At 32.0% G+C, this 22714-nt stretch carries 18 protein-coding genes; 1 reads left to right on the plus strand and 17 read right to left on the minus strand.

Going from position 1 to position 22714, the window contains the following annotated elements; all coding sequences use genetic code 11:
- Nucleotides 1-2: 2 nt before the first annotated feature.
- From M1R53_RS04260 to M1R53_RS04280, 5 genes are all read right to left on the minus strand, one after another.
- Nucleotides 3-977 (minus strand): tyrosine recombinase XerC, encoded by a 975-nt coding sequence (locus tag M1R53_RS04260; protein ID WP_070599841.1) that lies wholly within the window; start codon nt 975-977, stop codon nt 3-5.
- A gap of 232 nt (nt 978-1209) precedes the next feature.
- On the minus strand, nt 1210-2760 hold the full coding sequence (rny, locus tag M1R53_RS04265; protein ID WP_249242097.1) for a ribonuclease Y: 1551 nt from the start codon (nt 2758-2760) through the stop codon (nt 1210-1212).
- A gap of 153 nt (nt 2761-2913) precedes the next feature.
- The gene (gene cls, locus M1R53_RS04270) at nt 2914-4341 is read right to left on the minus strand and encodes a cardiolipin synthase (protein ID WP_249242098.1); all 1428 of its coding nucleotides are present in this window, start codon (nt 4339-4341) and stop codon (nt 2914-2916) included.
- 11 nt (nt 4342-4352) lie between these two features.
- Nucleotides 4353-6179, minus strand: a complete 1827-nt coding sequence (gene typA, locus M1R53_RS04275; protein ID WP_249242099.1) for a translational GTPase TypA — start codon at nt 6177-6179, stop codon at nt 4353-4355.
- 60 nt (nt 6180-6239) lie between these two features.
- Nucleotides 6240-6635, minus strand: a complete 396-nt coding sequence (locus tag M1R53_RS04280) for an ATP-binding protein (RefSeq protein WP_085840159.1) — start codon at nt 6633-6635, stop codon at nt 6240-6242.
- Nucleotides 6636-6745: 110 nt separating this feature from the next.
- Here M1R53_RS04280 and rd point away from each other — a divergent pair, with 110 nt between their 5' ends.
- Complete coding sequence (rd, locus tag M1R53_RS04285; protein WP_249242100.1) at nt 6746-6904, plus strand: rubredoxin; 159 nt, start codon at nt 6746-6748, stop codon at nt 6902-6904.
- A gap of 125 nt (nt 6905-7029) precedes the next feature.
- Here the strand turns inward: rd and yihA are convergent, their stop codons facing one another.
- The 12 genes from yihA to M1R53_RS04345 all read right to left on the minus strand — a co-directional run bounded on the left by yihA (nt 7030) and on the right by M1R53_RS04345 (nt 22706).
- Complete coding sequence (gene yihA, locus M1R53_RS04290; RefSeq protein WP_019213584.1) at nt 7030-7614, minus strand: ribosome biogenesis GTP-binding protein YihA/YsxC; 585 nt, start codon at nt 7612-7614, stop codon at nt 7030-7032.
- Nucleotides 7607-9991 carry an endopeptidase La gene (lon, locus tag M1R53_RS04295; protein WP_249242101.1) on the minus strand — a complete coding sequence of 795 codons (2385 nt, stop codon included), beginning with the start codon at nt 9989-9991 and terminating at the stop codon, nt 7607-7609. The genes yihA and lon overlap by 8 nt, the downstream gene beginning before the upstream one ends.
- A 76-nt stretch (nt 9992-10067) precedes the next feature.
- Nucleotides 10068-11321, minus strand: coding sequence for an ATP-dependent Clp protease ATP-binding subunit ClpX (clpX, locus tag M1R53_RS04300; RefSeq protein WP_085840156.1), 1254 nt, complete (start codon nt 11319-11321; stop codon nt 10068-10070).
- A 3-nt stretch (nt 11322-11324) separates the two neighbouring features.
- Nucleotides 11325-11906: an ATP-dependent Clp endopeptidase proteolytic subunit ClpP gene (gene clpP, locus M1R53_RS04305; protein ID WP_019213587.1), complete on the minus strand. Its 582-nt coding sequence runs from the start codon at nt 11904-11906 to the stop codon at nt 11325-11327.
- A 12-nt stretch (nt 11907-11918) separates the two neighbouring features.
- Nucleotides 11919-13208 carry a trigger factor gene (tig, locus tag M1R53_RS04310; protein ID WP_249242102.1) on the minus strand — a complete coding sequence of 430 codons (1290 nt, stop codon included), beginning with the start codon at nt 13206-13208 and terminating at the stop codon, nt 11919-11921.
- Between the two features lie 124 nt (nt 13209-13332).
- Nucleotides 13333-13911: a LemA family protein gene (locus M1R53_RS04315; RefSeq protein ID WP_249242103.1), complete on the minus strand. Its 579-nt coding sequence runs from the start codon at nt 13909-13911 to the stop codon at nt 13333-13335.
- A 23-nt stretch (nt 13912-13934) separates the two neighbouring features.
- Nucleotides 13935-14747, minus strand: coding sequence for a TPM domain-containing protein (locus tag M1R53_RS04320; protein WP_249242104.1), 813 nt, complete (start codon nt 14745-14747; stop codon nt 13935-13937).
- Between the two features lie 50 nt (nt 14748-14797).
- On the minus strand, nt 14798-17635 hold the full coding sequence (uvrA, locus tag M1R53_RS04325; RefSeq protein WP_249242105.1) for an excinuclease ABC subunit UvrA: 2838 nt from the start codon (nt 17633-17635) through the stop codon (nt 14798-14800).
- On the minus strand, nt 17625-19592 hold the full coding sequence (gene uvrB, locus M1R53_RS04330; RefSeq protein ID WP_487317986.1) for an excinuclease ABC subunit UvrB: 1968 nt from the start codon (nt 19590-19592) through the stop codon (nt 17625-17627). Before uvrB ends, uvrA begins: the two co-directional genes overlap by 11 nt.
- Nucleotides 19592-21193, minus strand: a complete 1602-nt coding sequence (locus tag M1R53_RS04335) for a hypothetical protein (protein WP_249242106.1) — start codon at nt 21191-21193, stop codon at nt 19592-19594. Before M1R53_RS04335 ends, uvrB begins: the two co-directional genes overlap by 1 nt.
- Before the next feature lie 9 nt (nt 21194-21202).
- Nucleotides 21203-21463, minus strand: a complete 261-nt coding sequence (locus M1R53_RS04340; RefSeq protein WP_019213594.1) for a YdbC family protein — start codon at nt 21461-21463, stop codon at nt 21203-21205.
- A gap of 10 nt (nt 21464-21473) precedes the next feature.
- Nucleotides 21474-22706, minus strand: a complete 1233-nt coding sequence (locus M1R53_RS04345; protein WP_106017784.1) for a S41 family peptidase — start codon at nt 22704-22706, stop codon at nt 21474-21476.
- Between the last annotated feature and the right edge of the window lie 8 nt (nt 22707-22714).

The raw sequence follows: 22714 nt of genomic DNA on the forward strand, positions 1-22714 counted from the left end.
ATCTAATACTTTTTTCTATTGGCAAGTGGATTATTTTCAATTGATTTCTTAAGAGTACTGTTATCAAGATGTGTATATATCTGTGTTGTGGCAACTGATGTATGGCCAAGTATCTCTTGAAGTGACCTTATATCAACCGAGCCATACTTATACATAAGGGTAGCGGCAGTATGTCTTAATTTGTGCACAGTAAACTTATTTTTATCAAGACCAGCCTCCAGTAAATACTTATCAAACATGTACTGAACTGCGCGATTTGACATACGAACCTTCTTTTGAGAGATGAATAGGGCGTGTTTATCGCTTTCTTTGACATCTTTTGGTCTTAGTTCTATATAGTCCTTTATTGCACTAAAAGTAGCATCATTTAAATATAATTGTCTTTCTTTATTGCCTTTACCAACTACATTGATGTATCTATTCTCATTAATAGAGTCTAAATTAAGGCTAGTAAGCTCAGAAATACGTAAACCGCAGTTTAAAAACAGCATAATTATGGCATAATCACGATTACGCATTTCATTATTTTCATTTTTCATAATAGTATTTAATAGTGTTTCGCATTGATTTAGAGTTAAATATATGGGTAGACGCTGATCAATTTTAGGCATTTCTAATTCATTTGCAACGTTATTATCAATTAGATTAACCTTCATTAGATAAGAGTATAGAGCATGAACTACAGCAGCTTTTCTATATTTACCATAATTAGTATTATCAAGATCTTCATCAGCATAGGATATAAAAGCATATAGGTCATTAATTTGAAGCCTTTTAATATCATCAATAGTGACAGATGTATAATAATATTCATCGTTTTGATCTAAAATTTCTAGACGAATAGCGACAAAGTTAAGGAAAGATTTTAAGTCGTAATAATAACTTTGGATAGTATTAACAGATAAACCTTTAACTGATTTTAAATATCCTAAAAAGTCTTTTATATAGTTAGGATCATTTTTTTGTGTAATTGCCATATATTTGGAGCCCCTTTCGATATTATGTATTTATGTCACTAAATTTATATTTAGCGACATTTTATTTATTTCTATTATACCACCCTTTTATATAAATGTCAAAACTTTTTTATCAAATTTTATAATTATAGATATTTACTTTTAGTATAAATTTATAATTTATACTTTATTATTTATTATTTAGACAAACAAAAAATGTGTAGACATTTCATCTACACATTTTATTTAAATACTATTTAGCGTAATCAGTACTTCTTGTTTCTCTAATGACAGTAACTTTTATTTGACCTGGATATTCCAAATTTTCTTCAATTTGTTTAGCAATATCGCGGCTCATTAAAAGCATTTTATCTTCATCTATAACTTCAGGTTTAACCATTATCCTAATTTCTCTACCAGCTTGTATAGCATAAGATTTTTCGATACCTTCGAATGAGTTTGCTATACCTTCTAGTGTTTCTAGTCTCTTGATGTATGATTCTAATGTTTCTCTTCTAGCACCTGGTCTTGCAGCGGATATTGCATCTGCGGCTTGAACTATAACAGCTTCGACTGTTGTAGGTTCTTCATCGCCATGGTGTGAACCGATAATGTTTAGAACTTCTTTGTTTTCCTTATATCTCTTGCAAGCATTTACACCTATTTCAACATGACTTCCTTCCATTTGTTGGTCAATGGATTTACCTATATCATGAAGTAAACCTCCTCTTCTAGCAAGTCTTATGTCTGCTCCTAGCTCTTCTGCAATAGTTGCTGATATTTTAGCAACTTCTATAGAATGTTCTAGAACATTTTGACCATAACTTGTTCTAAATTTAAGTCTACCTAATAGTTTTACTAGCTCAGGATGTAAGTTACGTACACCAGCTTCGATAACGGCTCTTTCTCCTTCTTCTTTTATAACTGTCTCTACCTCGACCTTAGCCTTGTTGACCATCTCTTCAATCCTAGCTGGATGAATTCTTCCGTCAGCTATAAGTTTTTCCAAAGCAATTTTGCAAATCTCTCTTCTAATTGGGTCAAAACTTGATAATACTACTGCTTCCGGTGTATCGTCTATAATTAGATCTACCCCAGTTAAAGTTTCTAGTGTTCTTATATTTCTACCTTCTCTACCGATGATTCTTCCCTTCATCTCATCATTTGGTAGATTAACAACATTGACACTAACTTCAGTTACATAGTCTGAAGCGTTCTTTTGAATAGCATCTGCTATGATTTCTCTAGCATTCTTTTGTGCTTCTTCTTTTGCATCGTAAGTTGCTTGCCTAATATAAGCAGCACACTCGTGAGTCATTTCTTTCTTAACTTCATCCAAGATTATGTCTTTAGCCTCTTGAGTAGTCATTTTAGAAACGCGCTCAACTTCTTTTCTTCTTTCTTCAATTAATTGTTCAACTTCTTCTTCCTTCTTGCTTAATGAGTTCATCTTGTTTTTAAGTTGTTCTTCTTTCTTTTCATAAGATTGTGTTCTCTTATCAAGATTTTCTTCTTTGTTGATCAATCTTTTTTCCGATTTTTTCAGTTCGATTTCTTTTTCTTTTGCTTCTTTGTCGAGGTCATTTCTTAGTTTGTGAATTTCTTCTTTAGCGGATAGTATCTTTTCTTTTGCCTCTTGACTTGCCTTTGTCTTTGCTTCTTCGATAATTCTACTTGATTCAATTTCAGCGCTTTTAATCTTCTTTTCGCCTATAATCTTTCTAAGTATATATCCTATGATAGCTCCGACTACTATTGCAAGAAGAGCTGCAATCAATACTTCGCCTGATAAAAACTTATCCAAACTTAAAACACCTCCTATTAAATTTTATTGGTTTTAAGCATCACGCTTAAAGTTATTATACCACATATTCTTTATTTAAGCAAGGTTTTATATGATAAACATAGATATTTTTTATAGTTTAATTAGTATTTATACAATAAAAAGGACTATAAATTATAGTCCTGGTGATAATAATCTTGATATTGATTCCTTTATTTTAACGATTCTACTTCTCTTATTATACTTTTCAAGTGTTAATAAAGATGATTTTTCAATATCTTTCAAAAACTGTTCGCTAAGTAGTTTATTTGTATTTTGATCATAAAATATTAGATTAGCTTCAAAATTTAGTGAAAAACTTCTAATATCAAAATTAGCTGTTCCAACTGTACATATATCATCATCTTTTATAACTTGCTTAGAATGTAAAAAACCGTTCTCATATTGATATACCTTGATGTTATCTTCTAATAGCTGTCCTACATGACTTAGTGTTGCCCAATAAACAAAGATGTGATCAGGTTTATTTGGTATCATTATTCTAACATCAACACCTGATAAAGCAGCTATCCTTATCGCCTCAAATATTGAATCATCCGGAATAAAGTACGGACTTTGTATCCAAAGTCTAGTTTTTGCAGTACTTATCATTTTTAGATAAACGTTCTTTATGTTTTCAAACATTGAGTCTGGTCCTGAGGTTACAAGCTGCATACTGTTTAAAGTCTTCTCATCATGGTCTTTATAATATTCTCCATCAGCTTTAATTCCAGTTGCAAATCTATAATCAAAGTTAAACCTTCTTAAATACTCTTCAACTATATCCCCTGTTAGTCTAAAATGAGTATCTCTCCAGAAACCAAATTTTTTACTTTTGCTTATATATTCATTGCCGACGTTAAAACCGCCACTATATGCGATTTTACCATCTATTATAACTATCTTTCTATGATTTCTATAGTTAAATCTTGTTGTAAATTTAGAGAAGAACAATGGAAAGAATGAGTCAATCTGTCCTCCAAGCTTTTTAAATTCTCTAAAATACTTCTTTCTAATGCTTCTTGATCCAACAGCATCAACTAAGATTCTAACTTCTACCCCTTCTTTAAGCTTTTGATTTAGAAGATTGATAAACTTTCTTCCTAATTTATCTGTCTTAAAAATATAATATTCTATATAAATATACTCTTGAGCCTTAATTACGTCTTCAAATAAATCTTTAAATTTATCTTTTCCATCGAAATAAAATTTTACATCATTATAATCAGTAAAAGTAGCATCGCATGTTGATAGGCACAAATTTATAAGCTCTTTTTGATCTGAATTTAAATCCTCAGACTTTGTAAGCGCAAAAAATTTCTTTTGATTTTCAACAATTTTTTTCTCTTTCTGATCAAGCATCATCTTTTCATCAAAAGTTTTCATTTTTCTGTAATCAAGGCCAAAGAACATATAAAGTATAAAGCCAACAAATGGCAAATACAGTAGTATCATTAACCACAGCCATGTTGACTTTATATTCTTTCTTTCCTTAAAAACAATAAACAATCCTAAAAGCAAGTTTAATATATAACCTATCAAAACTTGTAATGAGATATCCATCGCATTATCTCCTATTTCTTAGTATTCTTTGATTTGTACCTCTTATTAGTATCTAGTATTTTCTTTCTTATTCTTATAGACTTTGGTGTTACTTCAATAAGTTCGTCATCTTCAATAAATTCAAGTGCTTCTTCAAGTGATAGTATTCTTGGAGGGCTAAGTCTGATTGCATCATCTGAGCCTGCAGCTCTTGTATTTGTCATTTGTTTTTTCTTAGTAACGTTAACTTCTATATCAAGGCCCTTTGGATTTTCTCCAACTACCATGCCTTCATAAACTTCAGTTTGTGGTCCAATAAATAATATACCTCTTCCTTGAGCTATATTTAGTCCATAGCTTGATGCTACACCAGTTTCAAAAGCAATAAGTGAGCCAGTTGTTCTTGTAGGTATTTCTCCCTTGTATGGCTCATATCCCAAAAAGATTGAGTTAATAATGCCTTCACCGTGTGTATCAGTCATAAACTCGCTTCTATATCCAATTAAGCCTCTTGCAGGCATTTTAAATATAAGTCTCGAGTAGCCAGCTGAGTTTTCTTTCATCTCTTGTAATTCAGCTTTTCTTCTTGATAATTTATCTATAACTGCTCCAACAAATTCTTCAGATACGTCTACAGTAACTTTTTCCATTGGCTCAAGTTTTTTGCCGTTCTCATCAGTTTTAAATAATACTTGTGGTTTTGATAATTGAAGCTCATATTCTTCTCTTCTCATTGTTTCAACTAAAACTGATAAGTGAAGCTCCCCTCTTCCTGATACCTTAAATGCATCCGTCGAATCAGTTTCTTCAACTCTTAAAGATACATTTGATTGTAATTCTTTTTCAAGTCTTGCTTTTATTTGTCTTGATGTTACATATTTACCTTCTCTTCCTGCAAATGGTGAATCATTTACTATGAAATTCATAGAGATGGTTGGCTCAGAGATTTTAACAAAGTCAAGAGCTTCTGGACATTCAGGATCAGCTATAGTGTCGCCTATAGATATATCTTCAATACCAGTAACGGCAACAATTGCCCCGCCCTTTTGCTCATTTGTTTCGACCTTATCAAGACCAATGAACTCATATAATTTACCTATCTTAACTTTTCTTTTCATTTCTGGATGAAGCTTATTAACTAAGACAGCCTCAGCACCATTTTTAATAGTACCTCTTTCAATTTTACCTATACCGATTCTACCTACATAGTCATTGTAATCGATAGTAGATATAAGTAATTGTAGTGGCTCTTCTTCATTGGATTCAGGAGCTGGTATATGCTCAATAATTGCATCGAATAAATCATCCATATTATCTTTTTCTATAGTAACTTGATTTGTAGCATACCCTTTTTTAGCTGATGCAAAGATAAAAGGTGCTTCTAGTGCTTCATCTTCAGCGCCTAATTCTATAAATAAATCTAAAACCTCATCAACAACTTCAACTGGTCTAGCTTCTGGTCTATCTATCTTGTTTATACAAACTATAACAGGTAGATTAAGTTCGAATGCCTTCTTTAATACAAATTTTGTTTGTGGCATAGGTCCTTCAAAAGCATCAACAACTAAAACAACACCATTAACCATCTTTAAAACTCTCTCTACTTCTCCTCCGAAGTCAGCATGGCCTGGTGTATCTATGATATTTATCTTTTTACCGTTATGTATAACGGCTGTATTTTTTGAAAGTATAGTAATTCCACGCTCTTTTTCAAGGTCACCAGAGTCCATAACTCTGTCTTGTACAACTTGATTTTCTCTAAATGTACCTGATTGTCTAAGCATTTGGTCAACTAGGGTTGTTTTGCCATGGTCAACGTGAGCTATGATTGCTATATTTCTTAAATCTTCTCTTAACATATTATTCCTCCTAAACACTACCTTTTATTATAATACTTTTTTATAATAATTACAAGTATTTTAGCTCCTATGATCAAGAAAGCTTGAAAAAATAGTGCACTTTATTCCATGGTCGAGTCTAGCCACTTTATCCGTCAAAGCCTCAACTATCTTAAGACCTCTTCCTCCAAGATTACAAACTTCTTTGTTTGAACAAATACTTAAAGTGCCAGCGCCCTCATCCTCTACTCTTAATTTGATAGTCTCATTATCTATTGATATGTATAGTTTAACCTTCTTGTCCTTGCTGTATTGATTGCCATGTGATGCTGAATTTAACAAAAGCTCATTAAGAACAAGCCTAATGTTAAAAATCATTTCATTAGGCAGATACTCATATAGATTTTCTACTATTCTGTCAACAAATACTTCAACACTCTCAATATTTGAAGATACCGTTCCATAAAATTTATACATTATATCATTCCTCTACTAGTCTATTTATACCCGCTAAAATAAATTAATAACATATTGTTAGAAATAATATCTTTTGGGTATAAATATCTCGAAAGGAAGGAGGTAGCATTATGGACAAATACGAATGCGATGCATGCGGTTACGTTTATGATCCTGAAGTTGGTGATCCAGACGGAGGTATAGCTCCAGGAACAGCTTTCGAAGACATCCCTGATGATTGGGTATGCCCAGTTTGCGGTGTTGGTAAAGACATGTTTACTAAAATGTAACTAAAATTTAAAAGCTGAAACGATTCGGTTTTTATCAATATGTACCTAGTACATAAAAAGGTCAGGCATTATTGCTTGACCTTTTTGCGTTATAAAAAAGACGATCAAAACGATCGCCTTAATTATTAGATTATTTCCTCAAATTTATTTAAAACTTCTTTTACTCCCCTTTTATCTTGCGAGGAGAATGGTATTAAGCTATCCTTTTCAAGATTAATTAAAGATTTCTTAATAATGCTAATTTGTTTTAATATCTGTGATGATTTTAGTTTATCAAGCTTATTAGCAATGATGAGATAATCAGTACCTGTTGATTGAATATAATCATACATCATCAAATCTAATTTTGTTGGCTCGTGCCTAACATCAATTATTTGACAGATTAAAGCAATATTTTGTGATTTAACAAGGTACTCTTCGATAATTTTCTTCCATTTTTCCCTTTCGCTCATCGATATCTTAGCATAACCATATCCGGGAAGGTCAACAATTCTAAACATATTATCAATATTATAAAAGTTTATGGTTCTAGTCTTTCCTGGTGAAGATGATGTATATGCAAGTTTTTTTCTGTTAGTAAGTGCATTTATAAATGAGCTCTTTCCAACATTACTTCTGCCAACTAAAACGATTTCTTTAAGTCCATCTTTTGGATAACTTTTCTCATCAACAGCCATCCTCTCTAGGAATGGTTCATTAATCTTAAGCATCTTTATCACCATCTATAAATATAATTTTACTAAGTTCTTTAAAATTATTAACATAGTGTACATTTAAGCTTTCTTTAATATTTTTTGGAAGTTTTTCAAAGTCCTTTTTATTTTCCATTGGAAGTATAAGGTCCTTTATCTTCATTCTCTTAGCTGCAAGAGCCTTTTCTTTTAGCCCGCCAATTGCAAGTACGTTTCCTAAAAGTGTAATTTCGCCTGTCATTGCAAAGTATCTGTTAATCTTTTGATCTGTAAGTGCAGATAATATCGCTGTAGTTATTGTAATACCAGCGCTTGGACCATCCTTTGGTATGGCTCCTTCTGGAACGTGAACATGTATATCAAAGTCTTTAAACTTTTTCTTATCAATATTATAATATTCATAATTTGCCTTTAAGTAGCTGATGGCTAATTGACAAGATTCTTGCATAACTTTTCCAAGATTACCAGTAATATTTAATTTACCATCGCCCGGCATTAATTGCGCCTCTACGTTTATGGTATCGCCACCTACCCTAGTCCAAGCAAGTCCCACAGCTTTGCCAACACTATCTTTTTTGTCAACTAAGTTATATTCAAATATTGGTCCTTCTAATAATTTATCAACAGTTTTTACATCAACTTTTTTGATTAAATCATCTTCCATATATTTTTTATAAACTAATTTTCTAATTATAGATTGAACTTTTCTTTCAAGCTCTCTCACACCAGACTCTCTTGTGTAATTATCGATAAGTCTATAAAGTGCTTCATCTTCAAATTTTATCGCATCTTTATTTAGTCCAGCATTTTCTAAAGATTTTGGTACTAGATATTTTTTAGCTATATTAAGTTTTTCTTCGTCAGTATAGCCTTCTATCCTTATAATTTCAAGTCTATCTAGTAAGGCTTCTGGTATAGTATCTAACGAATTTGCAGTTGTAATAAATAAAACTTCTGATAAATCATAAGGAAGCTCTAAGTATCTATCAGTAAAATCACTATTTTGTGAGCTGTCAAGCACTTCTAGTAAGGCGCTTGATGGATCTCCTCTAAAGTCTTGGCCAATCTTATCAATTTCATCAAATAAAAATACTGGATTTTTTGACCTAGCCTTCTTCATTAAAGAAATTATTCTTCCTGGCATAGATCCCACATAAGTCCTCATGTGGCCCCTAATGTCAGCTTCATCCTTGATGCCGCCTAGTGACATCCTAACAAAATTTCTATTAGTTGCATTCGCTATAGAATTAGCAATAGAAGTCTTACCAACTCCTGGAGGACCAACAAAACAAATTATTGATCCCTTTATAGCCTTCTTATTATTAAGTATTGCAAGGTACTCAAGTATCCTGTCCTTAACATCTTTTAAGCCATAGTGATCTCTGTCAAGGATTTCCTTAGCTAGTTTTAAATCTTTTGTATCCTTAGTTCTAGTGTTCCAAGGAAGATCCTTAATTAGCTCAATATATTGAAGCGTTGAAGGATAATCAGGCGATGTTAGTGGTGTTTGCTCGAGCTTTTCTATCTCCTTAAAAGCCTTCTCCTCAACTTCTTTTGGAGCTTTTAGCTTTTTGATATCATTTCTATAAGCATCGAAAATATTTTTAGCTCCTGATTTATCAGCATTTAGTTCATTTTTAATAATTTTTAATTGCTCATGAAGGATGTAATCTTTTTGATTTTTGTCCATAGCATCTTTAGTTTTATCTTGCAGTGTTTTTAATACTTCTACAGTAACTATGGATTTATTTATAGTATCAATAACTATCTTAGTTCTTTCTTTTTTATCGTTAGCATTGATATATTCTTGAGTAATTTTTTTGTCAATATCTAGTCTTGAGAATATACTATCCAAAAATACATTATAATCTACAGTATTTGGCTCTATCCTGTCTTTACTTGATTGATTCTCCATAATCAAGGCATTTAACTTGTCAAGAGCACTTTTAACAACTCCAGAATATGTAATATTTTCAGGATTGTCAAATGAATAGTCATTCTCATCATTTAATTTAATAAGATGACCATAAACAATGCCATCGCTCTTAAAAACATCACTTAAATAAACCTTAGAAAGAGTTCTAAAGTTCATCTTCATATATTTATTATTTGGAACTATGGATTCAATCTCAGCAAGTACGCCAATTTCGTAGACAGACTTAGTACTAGATATAGTCTTTCTGTTTGCTTTTAGCTGATAAACAGCAAATATGCCATTAGTCTTAGATGCTTTAGCAATAGAATTTACCAAGTCTTCATTATCTAAATTTACACTGTAAAAGTTATTACTAACTAGATTTAAGTTCTCTATAGAAACGATTGGAGCCTTGATTCCATCTTCTCCATAGTCATCATCAAATGAAAAATTATCGATTATTTCTTCATAATTATCCATATCTTTCTCCTTTAATAAAAGGCCGAAACAATTATGTCCGGCCTTATTAAGCTTCTAAATAAGCAGTCTGCTTTATCTATGAAACAATTTTTTCTTCTTTTCCTTTATCCTCGTTTGGATAAGTTAATTTTTTCTTTCCATCTATAATAGAAGCATCAATTTTTAAAGTTCCATTGTACTTTTTAGATGGAAGTTCATACATTATATCAAGCATTACTTTTTCGATAATGCTCCTTAGTCCTCTTGCACCAGTCTTCATTTCAATAGCTTTTTGAGCTATCCTTCTAACTGCATCGTCAGTAAATTCAAGTTCAGCGCCGTCCATCCTTATAAGCTCTTGATATTGCTTGATAAGAGCGTTCTTTGGCTCCCTAAGTATCTTAACCAAATCATCTTCTTTGAGCTCATTAAGTGAGACAGTTACAGGAAGTCTACCAATAAGCTCTGGAATTAGACCAAATTTCATTAAATCTTCGCTTTCAACATGTTTTAAAGCTTCAGATTTTTGTTTTGATTTGTCAAAAATTTCTGATCCGAAACCGTAAGATTTTTTATTGGTTCTCTTGGCAATGATATCGTCAAGTCCTTGGAAGGCTCCTCCAACTATAAAAAGTATATTGCTTGTATCAACTTGAATAAACTCTTCTTGAGGATGCTTTCTTCCGCCTTGTGGTGGAACATTGGCAATAGTTCCTTCTAAAATTTTTAGAAGCGCTTGTTGAACGCCTTCACCACTAACATCTCTTGTAATGGAAACGTTTTCGCTCTTCTTAGCAATCTTATCAATCTCATCAACATAGATAATGCCTCTTTCAGCTCTATCTATATCATAATTTGCGTTTTGAATAAGCTTAAGTATGATGTTTTCAACATCTTCTCCAACGTATCCTGCTTCAGTAAGAGTAGTTGCATCACATATAGCGAATGGTACGTTAAGTATTCTTGCTAATGTCTCAGCAAGAAGTGTTTTACCGCTTCCTGTTGGACCAAGTAGTAATATATTACTTTTCTTTATCTCTACATCTTTATCTACAGTATCCTTTGTGATTCTCTTGTAATGATTATAAACAGCAACGGATAAAGTCTTTTTTGCGTCATCTTGTCCGATGACATAATCATCCAAAGACTTTTTTATCTCCATTGGTGTTGGTAAAACCATATCTTCAAAATCAAAAGTATCTTCATTTAATAAGTGATCTTCTTCCAAAATATCCATGCAAACGTTTATACATTCATCACAGATATATACATTTGGTCCAGAAATTAATCTTTTGACTTCATTTTGAGTCTTACCACAAAAGGAACATCTTATTTCATCATATTTAGACATCTATTAATGTTTCTCCATAACTTTATCTATTAGACCGTATTTAACTGCTTCTTCAGCATTTAAGTAATAGTCTCTGTCAGTATCTCTGTTGATAATATCAATATCTTGACCAGTTTTTTCTGACAAAATCTTATTAATTCTCTTTCTTATTTCAAGAATCTTTTCAGCTTGAATACGAATATCTTCAGCTTGTCCTTGTGTTCCACCAAGTGGCTGATGAATCATAATATCAGCGTTTGGTAAGGCATATCTCTTGCCTTTAGCGCCTGCTGCCAATAAGAAGGCACCCATAGATGCTGCTAAGCCAACGCATATAGTTGATACATCGGGTTTTATATATTGCATTGTATCATATATGGCAAAGCCAGCTGATACTGAACCTCCTGGTGAATTTATATAGATTTGTATATCTTTATCAGGGTCTTCTGCTTCAAGGAATAATAGCTGAGCAACTATAAGGTCAGCCATCTCATTGTGTATTTCTCCTGACAAGAAAATAATTCTTTCTTTTAAAAGCCTTGAGTAGATATCATATGACCTTTCTCCTCTGGAACTTTGTTCTACAACCATAGGAATTAATGCCATTTTATCACCTCATTAAATATATTTTACTTTTTTCTTTATATCATCTATTGATTTTGAGTTTAATATGCCTCTATCTAAAAATTCTAAAGAGCCTTCGCTCATTGATTTTTTAAATTCTTCTTTGTCTTCAGCTTTGTACATTTCTGCTAATTTGTCCAATTCTTTGTCATAATCTCTCTTAGTGGCTTTTATCTTATTGTCTTTTGCATATTTTTCAAGTATTAAACCAAGTTTAACTCTCTTTTCAGCTGGCTCTTTGAATGTTTCTTTAATCTCGTCATCTGTTTTGCCAGTATATTTCTTGTAATCATCATAGTTAAGTCCTTGAGCTTGTAATCTGTATTGGAAATTTCTAAGCTCATTTTCAACTTCATCTTCAATCATTCTGTTTGGAACGTCAAATTTTGTTTCTTCGATAACTTTATCTAGAACCTTGTTTTCTCTTTGAGTATCAACCATTTCATTGAATTGAGCTTTTAATTTCTTTCTAAGGTCAGCTTTGAATTCTTTTAATGTATCAAATTCAGAAACGTCTGAAGCAAAGTTATCATCAAGTTCAGGTAATTCTTTAACCTTGATTTCATTTATCTTGCAAATAAACTTAGCGTCTTTGCCTTTTAAATCTTCAGAATGATATTCTTCAGGGAATTTAACATTTACATCAAATTCTTCGCCTATAGCTCTATCAATTAATTGATCTTCAAAGCCTGGAATAAATGAGTTAGAACCAATTTCTAGTTCGTAATCCTTAGCTTCTCCGCCTTGGAATGCTTCATTATTAACATATCCTTTGAAATCAAGCTTAACAATATCGCCTTTTTTAGTTTTTCTATCTTCAACAATAGTGTATCTAGCATTTTCATTTCTTAATCTTTCGATTTCATTTGTCACTACTTCTTTATCGAATTCTTCTTTAACGTCTTCAACTTCCATTTCTTCAAAGTTTGGTAATTCAAACTCAGGAACTACTTCTACTTCAAAAGTAAAGTTGATTTTTTCATTTTCCTTAAAGTCTTTTACATCAACATCTGGTTGATCAACAACTTTTAAATCTAGTTCTTCTAATGCCTTTGGATAGATTTCTTGCAAGCAAATGTTTATAGCTTCATCATAAAATACTTGAACACCATAGTTTTGTTCAATAATCATCTTAGGCACTTTGCCTTTTCTAAATCCAGGAATATTGAATTTAGATCTCATCTTCTTATAAGCCTCGTCTATCTTAGGCTCAAATTCTTTCCAATCTACGTCTACATTGAAGTAAACTTTATTTTTTTCTTTTTTGTCAAAATTAACTTTCACTTAATTCACTCCTTAAAATTACTTATGTTGTTATTATATCACTAAAATAACTATAAGTAAATAAATATTTTACATAATACACAAGAAAAAGCCAAACGCGATTAAAGTTTGACTTTTAATTAAATTATTTACCAAAATCAACGCTTGGTGCGTTCTCTGCTCCTGCTTGAGCTTCAAATGTTTTAAATTTATCAAAGCCTAGCATCGATGCAAAGATATTGTTAGGAAAAGTCCTAACTGATTTATTAAACTCAGTTGCTTCGTTATTAAAGTCACGTCTTGCAACTGCTATCCTATTTTCAGTTCCAGCTAATTCATCTTGTAAGCTTAAGAAATTTTCATTAGCTTTTAAATCTGGATAGTTTTCTACAACTATGTTAATGTTTTTAGCTAACTCTGTATCAAGCTTTTCATAATCTTCAGGTGTTTTTGCATCTGTGTATCCACTTCTAAGTTTAGCAATGTTTTCAAGTGTTTCCTCTTCGTGTTTAGCATAACCTTTTACTGTTTCAACTAAGTTTGGTATAAGGTCTGCTCTTCTTTGATATTGAGTTTGAACTTCAGCCCAAGTTTTATTAACATTTTCTTGCTTGTTAACTAGTCCATTGTACTTAGATGCTACTAGTGCGCCTAGAGCAATTACTATTACTAGTATAATTAAAAGTGGTGAAAATCTACCTCTTCTTTGTCTTTTTTCTTCCATAATTATTCTCCTTTATCTAAATTTTACCAAGATCCAGATGCGCCACCGCCGCCAGATGATCCGCCGCCAAAGCTGCCACCACCTGATCCGCCGAAGCCACCAAATCCTCCTGATCCGCCAGAACCTCCAAAGAAGCCGCCGAATGGATCATCATCATCGAAAAATATATTTCTGCGTCCTCGTCTATACATTCTTCCTCTTCTGCCATGTAAGTATCTATATCTATTAAGTCTAGATGTGAGTATTAAAAAAATAAAAATTATTAGTATTATCATAGGTAGGCTTATTGAAAAATCATCTTCAAGTCCTAATTCATTAGGATCTATATCCTGAATCTTTACGTTATATTCTTCACCAATGTAATAAATAATGCTATCAAAAGCATCTCTGATGCCCTTGTCATAATCTTTTGCTTGAAAATTTGGTCTAATTACATTTCTTATAATTCTTCCTGCTTTAGCATCATTAATCGCGCCTTCTAGTCCATAACCAACTTCTATCCTTATCTTTCTATCATTTAAACTAATTACAAGAAGTACTCCGTTGTTCTTTTTCTTGTCGCCAATACCCCATTCTCTAAAAACTTTATTAGAAAATGATTCTATGTCTTTGCCGCCTAAGTCCTTAACAGTTAGTACAGCGACCTGGCTGCCATAATCTTTCATCTTTCTATTAGTTTCATTTATATAGCTAATAGTTTCCTGTGAAATAACATTCGCTTCGTCTAAGACAAAGCCATTGTCAGGTTTGGACATAGCTTTCGCATTGAAAACTCCTATGAAAAGTATTTGAACTATAAATATTATTATAAATTTTTTAAGAAAGCTCTTTTTCATAAATACCTCCGTATATAAAATATACCCGAAACGTCTTGCTTTTAATCTAATTAAAGCTTTCCTTCTTTTTCAAATATTTCTTTCAAAAATTTTCCTGTGTAAGAATTTTTATTTTTAGCTACTTCAATTGGTGTTCCAGTAGCAACGATAGTTCCGCCCATGTCTCCACCTTCAGGGCCAAGATCTATGATGTAGTCTGATTGCTTTATAACATCAAGATTGTGTTCAATTACTAAGACAGAGTTATTTTGATCAACAAGTGTATTTAATACCTTTATAAGTTTAGAAACGTCATGCGAGTGAAGTCCTGTAGTTGGTTCATCAAGTATATATATAGTTCTGCCAGTTGATTTTTTAGAAAGTTCTGTCGCAAGTTTAACTCTTTGTGCTTCACCGCCTGATAATTCTGTTGAGCTTTGACCTATCTTTATATATCCAAGGCCCACATCGTAAAGCGTTTGTAATTTTTTTGCTATACGCGGTTGATTTTCAAAAAACTTTAATCCTTCCTCAACTGTCATATCAAGTACATCGGCTATAGTTTTATCTTTAAACTTAACTTCAAGCGTCTCTCTATTATATCTTTTACCTTTACATACCTCACATGGCACATAAACATCGGGCAAAAAGTGCATTTCTACCTTTAATATTCCATCGCCTTTGCATGCCTCACAGCGACCGCCCTTAACGTTAAAAGAAAATCTTCCCTTTTGGTAGCCTCTCATCTTTGCTTCTTGCGTCATGGCAAAGACATCTCTGATAAGATCAAAAGTGCCAGTATATGTCGCCGGATTTGATCTTGGCGTTCTGCCTATTGGGCTTTGGTCAATAACTACGACCTTATCAATATTTTCAATGCCTTCAACAGCTTTTCTCTTGCCAGGTTTGTATTTTGATTTATTAATCTTTTGTGCTAGTGATTTATAAATAATTTCATTAACAAGTGTTGATTTGCCCGATCCTGAAACGCCTGTTACTGTTACAAACTCGCTCAAAGGCACTTCTACATCTATGTTTTTAAGATTATTCTCACTTGCACCTATTACTTTTAAAACATTATCTTTATCAGTCTTTCTATACTCATCCTTTAGTGGAATTTTCTTTCTTCCAGATAAGTAATCACCAGTAATAGACTTTTTACATTTCATTACCTTATTGATATTGCCCTGAACAACAAGATGACCACCATGTATACCTGCTCCTGGACCAATATCTATGATTTCGTCACAATGGTGCATGATTTCTTCGTCATGCTCTACTACAAGTAAAGTATTACCTGCATCAGTTAGCTCTCTAAGAGCTTGTATCAGCTTTAAATTGTCTCTTTGATGTAAACCTATGGACGGCTCATCTAAAACGTATATAACGCCAACTAGCGCTGAGCCTATCTGTGTGGCCAGTCTAATTCTTTGTGCCTCGCCACCTGATAAAGTTTTTGCCATTCTTGATAAATTTAAATAATCAAGTCCTACAGTTATTAAGAAAGATAATCTCTTTTTTATCTCGATTAAAATTTGTTCAGCAATTTTTTCTTCTGTTTTATTTAGTTTTAAATTATTTATATATTCAAGCTCATCTTTTATACTTAATTGAGTAAATTCATAAATATTTAAATCGCACACTCTAACAGCAAGTGCTTCCTTTTTAAGTCTTGCACCGTGACATTCAGGGCATTCAATCTCTTCTACATACTCTTCAGTATTATCTCTAATTGCTTGAGACATAGAATTTGTAAGTCTATCCATCATCACGGATAAAACTCCTGGCCATTTTTTGTTAAATTCCTTAGAAGTCTTGGTAAATAACGAGTCATACTTAAATCTTACATTATAATCAGTACCATTTAGTATATCATCTATCATCTTCTTAGGTGCCTTAGTAAATGGCTCGTCCTCTTTAAAATCATATTTATCTAAAATAAATTTAAATATTTTATAATAATAAGTGCCCTTCTTTGAATTTTTAAATGGTTCTATAACCCCCTTTTCAAGTGAAAGTGAATAGTCTGGTATAACTAAGTCCTTGTCAATACTTCTAAAATATCCTAGACCGTTACATCTCTCGCACATACCAAAGGGACTGTTGAATGAAAATAATCTTGTAGATAGCTCATCGAATGATAAGCCACAGTCAATACAAGCATACTTTGTTGAATAAGATTTTTCATATAAATCTAAATAATTTATCTTAACAAGTCCATTAGAATAATGTACTGCAGTCTCAAGCGAGCCTGTAAGTCTCGATAAAATGCCATCTTTGATAACTAGTCTATCTATAACTATGTCTATATCATGTTTCTTATTCTTATCAATCTTAACTTTATCGCCAATCTCATGCATTTCACCATCTAAGATATATCTAACAAAACCATCTTTTTGAATTTGTTCAAGAACTTTTTTGTGCTGACCCTTTTGTCCTCTAACAACAGGTGCTAAAACATAAATCTTTTGTCCTTCTTTATGGCTCATGATAATATCAGCAATTTGATCAATTGTTTGTGATGTAATCTTTTTGCCACAGCTTGGGCAATATATTTGGCCAATTCTAGCATATAAAAGTCTTAGGTAATCATAAACTTCTGTAACTGTTCCTACAGTTGATCTTGGATTGTTACTAGTAGTTTTTTGGTCTATTGATATAGATGGACTAAGTCCGCTTATAAACTCAACATTTGGTTTTGTAGTATTACCTAAAAACATTCTAGCATAACTAGAAAGGCTCTCTACATATCTTCTTTGACCTTCAGCGTATATTGTATCAAAGGCAAGTGATGACTTACCTGAGCCAGAAAGTCCAGTTATAACCACAAATTTATTTCTTGGTATATCAATATCTAAGTTTTTTAAATTGTTTTCATTGGCACCTCTAATAATAATTTTATTCTCCAATGAATAGCTCCTCCTTCTTCAATTCTTCAATCATATCTCTATATTTAGCTGCTTCTTCGAAATTTAAATCCTTAGCTGCCTTGTTCATCTTCGTCTTAAGTTTCTTTATCTTATCTTGAACGCCTTTAGCGCTATAAGTATATTTTTCGCCCTCATCCATCGCTTTAGTTACTTCAATAACATCTCTAATGGATTTTTTAATAGTCATAGGTGTTATATTGTTATCTTCATTGTATTTCATCTGTATCTTTCTTCTTCTAGCTGTTTCATTAATAGCATTCTCCATAGACTTAGTTATAGTATCAGCATACATAATAACTAATCCGTTTGAGTTTCTCGCAGTTCTTCCTGCAGTTTGAACTAAAGACGTTTCACTACGAAGGAAGCCTTCTTTGTCCGCGTCAAGTATAGCTACTAAAGATACTTCTGGTAAATCCAGTCCTTCTCTAAGAAGGTTTATTCCTACTAGGCAATCAAATTTCTTTTCTCTAAGATCCTTTATAATCTGCATTCTATCGATCGCAGTAACATCTGAGTGCATATAAGTAACATTGATTCCTAATTGATCAAGATACTTAGTTAAGTCCTCAGCCATCTTCTTAGTAAGTGTTGTGATTAAAACTCTTTCATCTTTTTTAGCTCTAATTCTAATTTCTTTTATTAAATTATCAATTTGGCCCTTAGTTGGCCTTACTTCTATAAGTGGATCAAGTAATCCAGTTGGCCTAATAACTTGTTCTACTGTATTTTTAGACCTCTCTAGCTCATATTGAGCAGGCGTTGCGCTGACATATATAACCTGATTCATCATAGATTCAAACTCAGCGAATTTAAGTGGTCTATTGTCAAGTGCGCTCGGTAATCTAAATCCATAATCAACTAGAGAAGTTTTTCTTGATCTATCTCCCTCGTACATCGCTCTGATTTGCGGTACGCTAACATGTGACTCATCTATAAAAGTTATAAAATCTTTTGGAAAATAGTCTATCAAGGTATATGGCCTTGATCCAGGTTGTCTTTGTGATAAGTGTCTTGAATAATTTTCTATGCCTGAACAAAAACCTATTTCATTAAGCATTTCCAAATCATAATTAGTTCTCTCTTTTAGCCTTTGTTCTTCAACAAGCTTGCCGTGCTCATGAAGCCACTTAAGTCTATCATCAAGCTCGAGCTTAATGCTTTCAATGGCTTTTTTAACTTTATCATCTGTTGTCGCATAGTGAGACGCTGGGAATATTGATACATGCACTCTAGTGCCAATAATTTCTCCAGTTAATGAATCTATTTCAAGAATTTTGTCAATCTCATCGCCAAAGAACTCAATCCTAAATGCATTAGTCTTTTCTGATGCTGGGAATATGTCAAGTATATCTCCCCTAACTCTAAATGTACCTCTGATAAAATTTATGTCATTTCTAACGTATTGTATACTAATTAATTTTTTAATTACATCGTCTCTAGAAACTTGCATCTCAGGTCTGAGTGATACCATCAGTTTCTCATAATCAATAGGGTCACCAAGGCCATATATACATGAAACAGACGCAACAATGATTACATCTTTTCTTTCAAATAAAGCAGCTGTAGCAGAGTGTCTTAACTCATCTATATCATCGTTAATCTGACTATCCTTAGCGATATAGGTGTCAGTTGCTGCTACATAAGCCTCTGGTTGATAATAATCATAATAACTTATAAAGAACTCAACTGAGTTTTCTGGAAAAAACTCTTTAAACTCACTGTATAACTGATACGCAAGAGTCTTGTTGTGTGCAATGACCAAAGCTGGTCTTTGCGTTTCTTTTATTATATTTGCCATAGTAAAAGTTTTGCCGGAGCCTGTTACGCCCAGCAAAACTTGATCCTTATATCCTTTTTTTATTCCATCAGAGAGTGACTCTATCGCTTTTGGCTGATCACCAGTAGGAATATATTCTGATTTTAGATTGAATTTCACTATATATCACCTTTGCTAATATCTATCTCATAAATTATCCTCTTTGTATAGTTCTTGTCTATAACCTTAGTGCTCTTAAATAATTTCTTTAAATCATTTGTCAAATATAAATTTAAATTGTCCACGTTTTCAAAAAGTATTTCCTCTTTAAGATTATTATCCAATTTGTGCAATATTAAATCATAAGACTCGTGATTTATATCTTTTTTTGCTAAAATATAGTCATCGTTAATTTTTTTAATGTATGAATAATCACCGTTAATTATCATCTTATAAAATCTTTCACTTAAATTATAGGTATATAGGCTTATACCTTCAACTTTATTATCACTTCTATATACAAAGGAATTATCATCAGCGTAATAATAATTTTCTACCTCATCAATGAAGTCATAATCCTCAAAATCTTTAGTGATATATAGCATTTGATTTACATCATACTTTGATAAATATACATAATAACCGTTGATGTACGAAGCTTTTATGATATTATCTTCAGCGCTAAACAATTCTAGATAATTATCGTCATTAATATCAAAGTCATATAGCTTTGTTATATTTGCTTCAGCTTTGCTAATGACTAATAAAGAACTCTCGCTCTTAAAGCTTGCATCTATGACATTTACATCGTTTTTATATTCAATAAACTTATATTCATCTTTGCTAGCAAAATAAACTACACTACGTAAATCTGATGAAGTATCTTTATAATTTATAATTATGTCGTCGCTCTTATTATTTTTGTAAATAGATTTGATTGAACCATCAAAAGATAAAATTTTCTTAGATTTTTGTTTTTTAGTGCTATAGATATATATATTATTTGTTTCGTTAGATTTTTTGTTGTAATAAATCACCTTTTCTGTGTTAATCGCGAAAATATTGCCATTGTCAATAAATTTTGATATGTCGTCTTCATTTATAGCTAGTACTTTACCTTCATTGGCATCAAAATCTATGCTAATATTTTTTATTGGATGCTCATAATCGCTCTTATCATAGACAAACTTATACTTTATTTGCCAAATAGGTTTATCTATATAAACTAATTCCGCTGAATCTGGTAGGTTCGTAATTAAATTATACTTTTGCTTAACAAAATTTATTGCATTATCCTTAGTGTATTTTATATCTATAGTTTTAATATTTTCTTTGTCAATAACAAAGTCATCCGCTTCAATGTCTTGTGGAAGCTTTTTAAGAAGTTTAATGCTTATATATGGTGCACAAACATTCTTAGAGCTTTTCTTGGAAGAAAGCGTAATATGAAACTTACCTTTTTTGTAAATAAGAGAGGAAACCTCTATATCATCAGTTAAGCATGGCTTAATTACCATGCTTAATAATGAAGTATCGTTTTTATCAATTTCAACCCTGTCATTTTGCACATCAATCTCTTTTAAATAATTGATTTTTCTAAGTACAAAAGCAAGCTCTTTATTTTCACTTAATTCAATCTCTTCTCCTTCTTCTATAGGAGAATCAATGTCATCAAAGCTATAGCGCTTGTCGTTGTCCTTGATAAATAGTGGACCGTTTGAACAAGCGCTTAACAAAATTATTGAGATAAATATAATTAATAAAGATATATTTTTTCTCATCTAATTAATTTATATTTCTTCGTCTTCGCTAGACTCATCATCTGAGCCTAAGTCTATATCATTTAATAAGTCTCTTAATTTTCTTGCTTCAGCGTGTGTTAGGGATATGCCCTTTCCCATCCTGCTGTGATCTTCTTTCCAGTTTCTTATGTCAACCTTGCCGTCAGCACCATTCCATGAAATAACATTCACTTCTTTAACCATGCCTCTGCCATTGTTAGAAAATTCTCCTAATTGTTCTAGTATTTCGTATTCAAAATCTTTTGCCATTTTAACTCTCCTATTTATTTAATATTTCTATAGCTTTTTGTATTTGATTATCTTTTGCAAGATTATCTATAGATATAGTTTTTACTTCTTTATTTAATTCTACTTTAATATCTGGGGCTATGCCCTTACCATGTATATTAACTCCACTAGGTGTGTAATATGCACTTGTTGTTAGCTTTAAGCCTTCTCCATCTGGCATATTGAAAACTGTTTGAACTATGCCTTTACCAAAAGTTTGTGTACCGATTATAGTAGCTCTCTTTCTGTCTTTAAGTGCCCCAGCAACTATTTCTGAAGCTGATGCAGAGCCTTTGTTGACAAGAACAACTATCTTGATATCATCTGCGCCCTTAGTTGCGTTTATTGTTTCCTTGTTGTTTTGCTTATCAAGTGTGTACATTATTAGTCCGCCATCAAGAAAAGTGTTAACTACTTGTGTTGATGTTGTTAATAGTCCTCCTGGATTGTTTCTTAAATCAAGTATAAGTTTTTTCATGCCTTGTTTTTTAAGCTCTTTGTATTGCTTGTCAAAATCATTATATGTTGGTGTATCAAAACCAGATATACTTATATAGCCAATATTATCTTTTAAAAGCTTTGATGAGACAGTTTGTACTTTTATAATCTCTCTAACTATTTCAAAGTCAATAAATTTCGCTTTGCCATTCTCATCTCTTCTAAGTACTGTTATTTTAACCTTTTCACCAGGTTTTCCTCTCATAATCTTAACAGCATCATCCATCTTATCAGCAGTAAAATCTTTTCCATTGATCTTTATAATCTTATCATCAGTTTTTAATCCTGCTCTATCTGCTGGAGTGCCTTTCATTGGAGCAACAACTGTAATTAAGTTGTCATCTATGGATCCACTTACGTATATACCAAGTCCAGCAAACTCTCCATCAGTCTCTTCGTTGAATTTTTTGTATTCATCTTCAGTCATATAGTATGAGTATGGATCTTTTAAGCTATTTACAGCTCCTTTTAGCATACCTATAAGAACGTCGTAATCATCAGCTTTCTTATAGTAGTTTTTATCTATCATACGCTTTACTTCATTTATTCTTTCTAATACGTATTCATCATTAATTTTTTTACTTGACTTTTCATTATCATCTTTTTTTGCAATAATCTTCTTATCAGCAAGTTTTTTGCTAGAATTACCAAGGTTATATGAAATAACATTGCTAGTTAAAAATAATGCTAAGACCAATATAGTTATTAGTATCTTTTTTAATTTCATTGTATCCT

Origin of the sequence: Fenollaria massiliensis, assembly GCF_023347705.1 — a bacterium.
GTDB classification, from domain to species: Bacteria; Bacillota; Clostridia; order Tissierellales; family Peptoniphilaceae; genus Fenollaria; species Fenollaria massiliensis.

What these genes read in the sequence shown, in the direction of transcription:
- M1R53_RS04315 (WP_249242103.1), bottom strand. Translation starts at nt 13,911, where the DNA reads ATGGAAGAAAAAAGACAAAGAAGAGGTAGATTTTCACCACTTTTAATT.
- typA (WP_249242099.1), bottom strand. Translation starts at nt 6,179, where the DNA reads ATGTTAAGAGAAGATTTAAGAAATATAGCAATCATAGCTCACGTTGAC.
- M1R53_RS04345 (WP_106017784.1), bottom strand. Translation starts at nt 22,706, where the DNA reads ATGAAATTAAAAAAGATACTAATAACTATATTGGTCTTAGCATTATTT.
- lon (WP_249242101.1), bottom strand. Translation starts at nt 9,991, where the DNA reads ATGGATAATTATGAAGAAATAATCGATAATTTTTCATTTGATGATGAC.
- yihA (WP_019213584.1), bottom strand. Translation starts at nt 7,614, where the DNA reads ATGCTTAAGATTAATGAACCATTCCTAGAGAGGATGGCTGTTGATGAG.
- M1R53_RS04280 (WP_085840159.1), bottom strand. Translation starts at nt 6,635, where the DNA reads ATGTATAAATTTTATGGAACGGTATCTTCAAATATTGAGAGTGTTGAA.
- rd (WP_249242100.1), top strand. Translation starts at nt 6,746, where the DNA reads ATGGACAAATACGAATGCGATGCATGCGGTTACGTTTATGATCCTGAA.
- M1R53_RS04320 (WP_249242104.1), bottom strand. Translation starts at nt 14,747, where the DNA reads ATGAAAAAGAGCTTTCTTAAAAAATTTATAATAATATTTATAGTTCAA.
- clpP (WP_019213587.1), bottom strand. Translation starts at nt 11,906, where the DNA reads ATGGCATTAATTCCTATGGTTGTAGAACAAAGTTCCAGAGGAGAAAGG.
- cls (WP_249242098.1), bottom strand. Translation starts at nt 4,341, where the DNA reads ATGGATATCTCATTACAAGTTTTGATAGGTTATATATTAAACTTGCTT.
- M1R53_RS04260 (WP_070599841.1), bottom strand. Translation starts at nt 977, where the DNA reads ATGGCAATTACACAAAAAAATGATCCTAACTATATAAAAGACTTTTTA.
- clpX (WP_085840156.1), bottom strand. Translation starts at nt 11,321, where the DNA reads ATGTCTAAATATGATGAAATAAGATGTTCCTTTTGTGGTAAGACTCAA.
- M1R53_RS04340 (WP_019213594.1), bottom strand. Translation starts at nt 21,463, where the DNA reads ATGGCAAAAGATTTTGAATACGAAATACTAGAACAATTAGGAGAATTT.
- M1R53_RS04335 (WP_249242106.1), bottom strand. Translation starts at nt 21,193, where the DNA reads ATGAGAAAAAATATATCTTTATTAATTATATTTATCTCAATAATTTTG.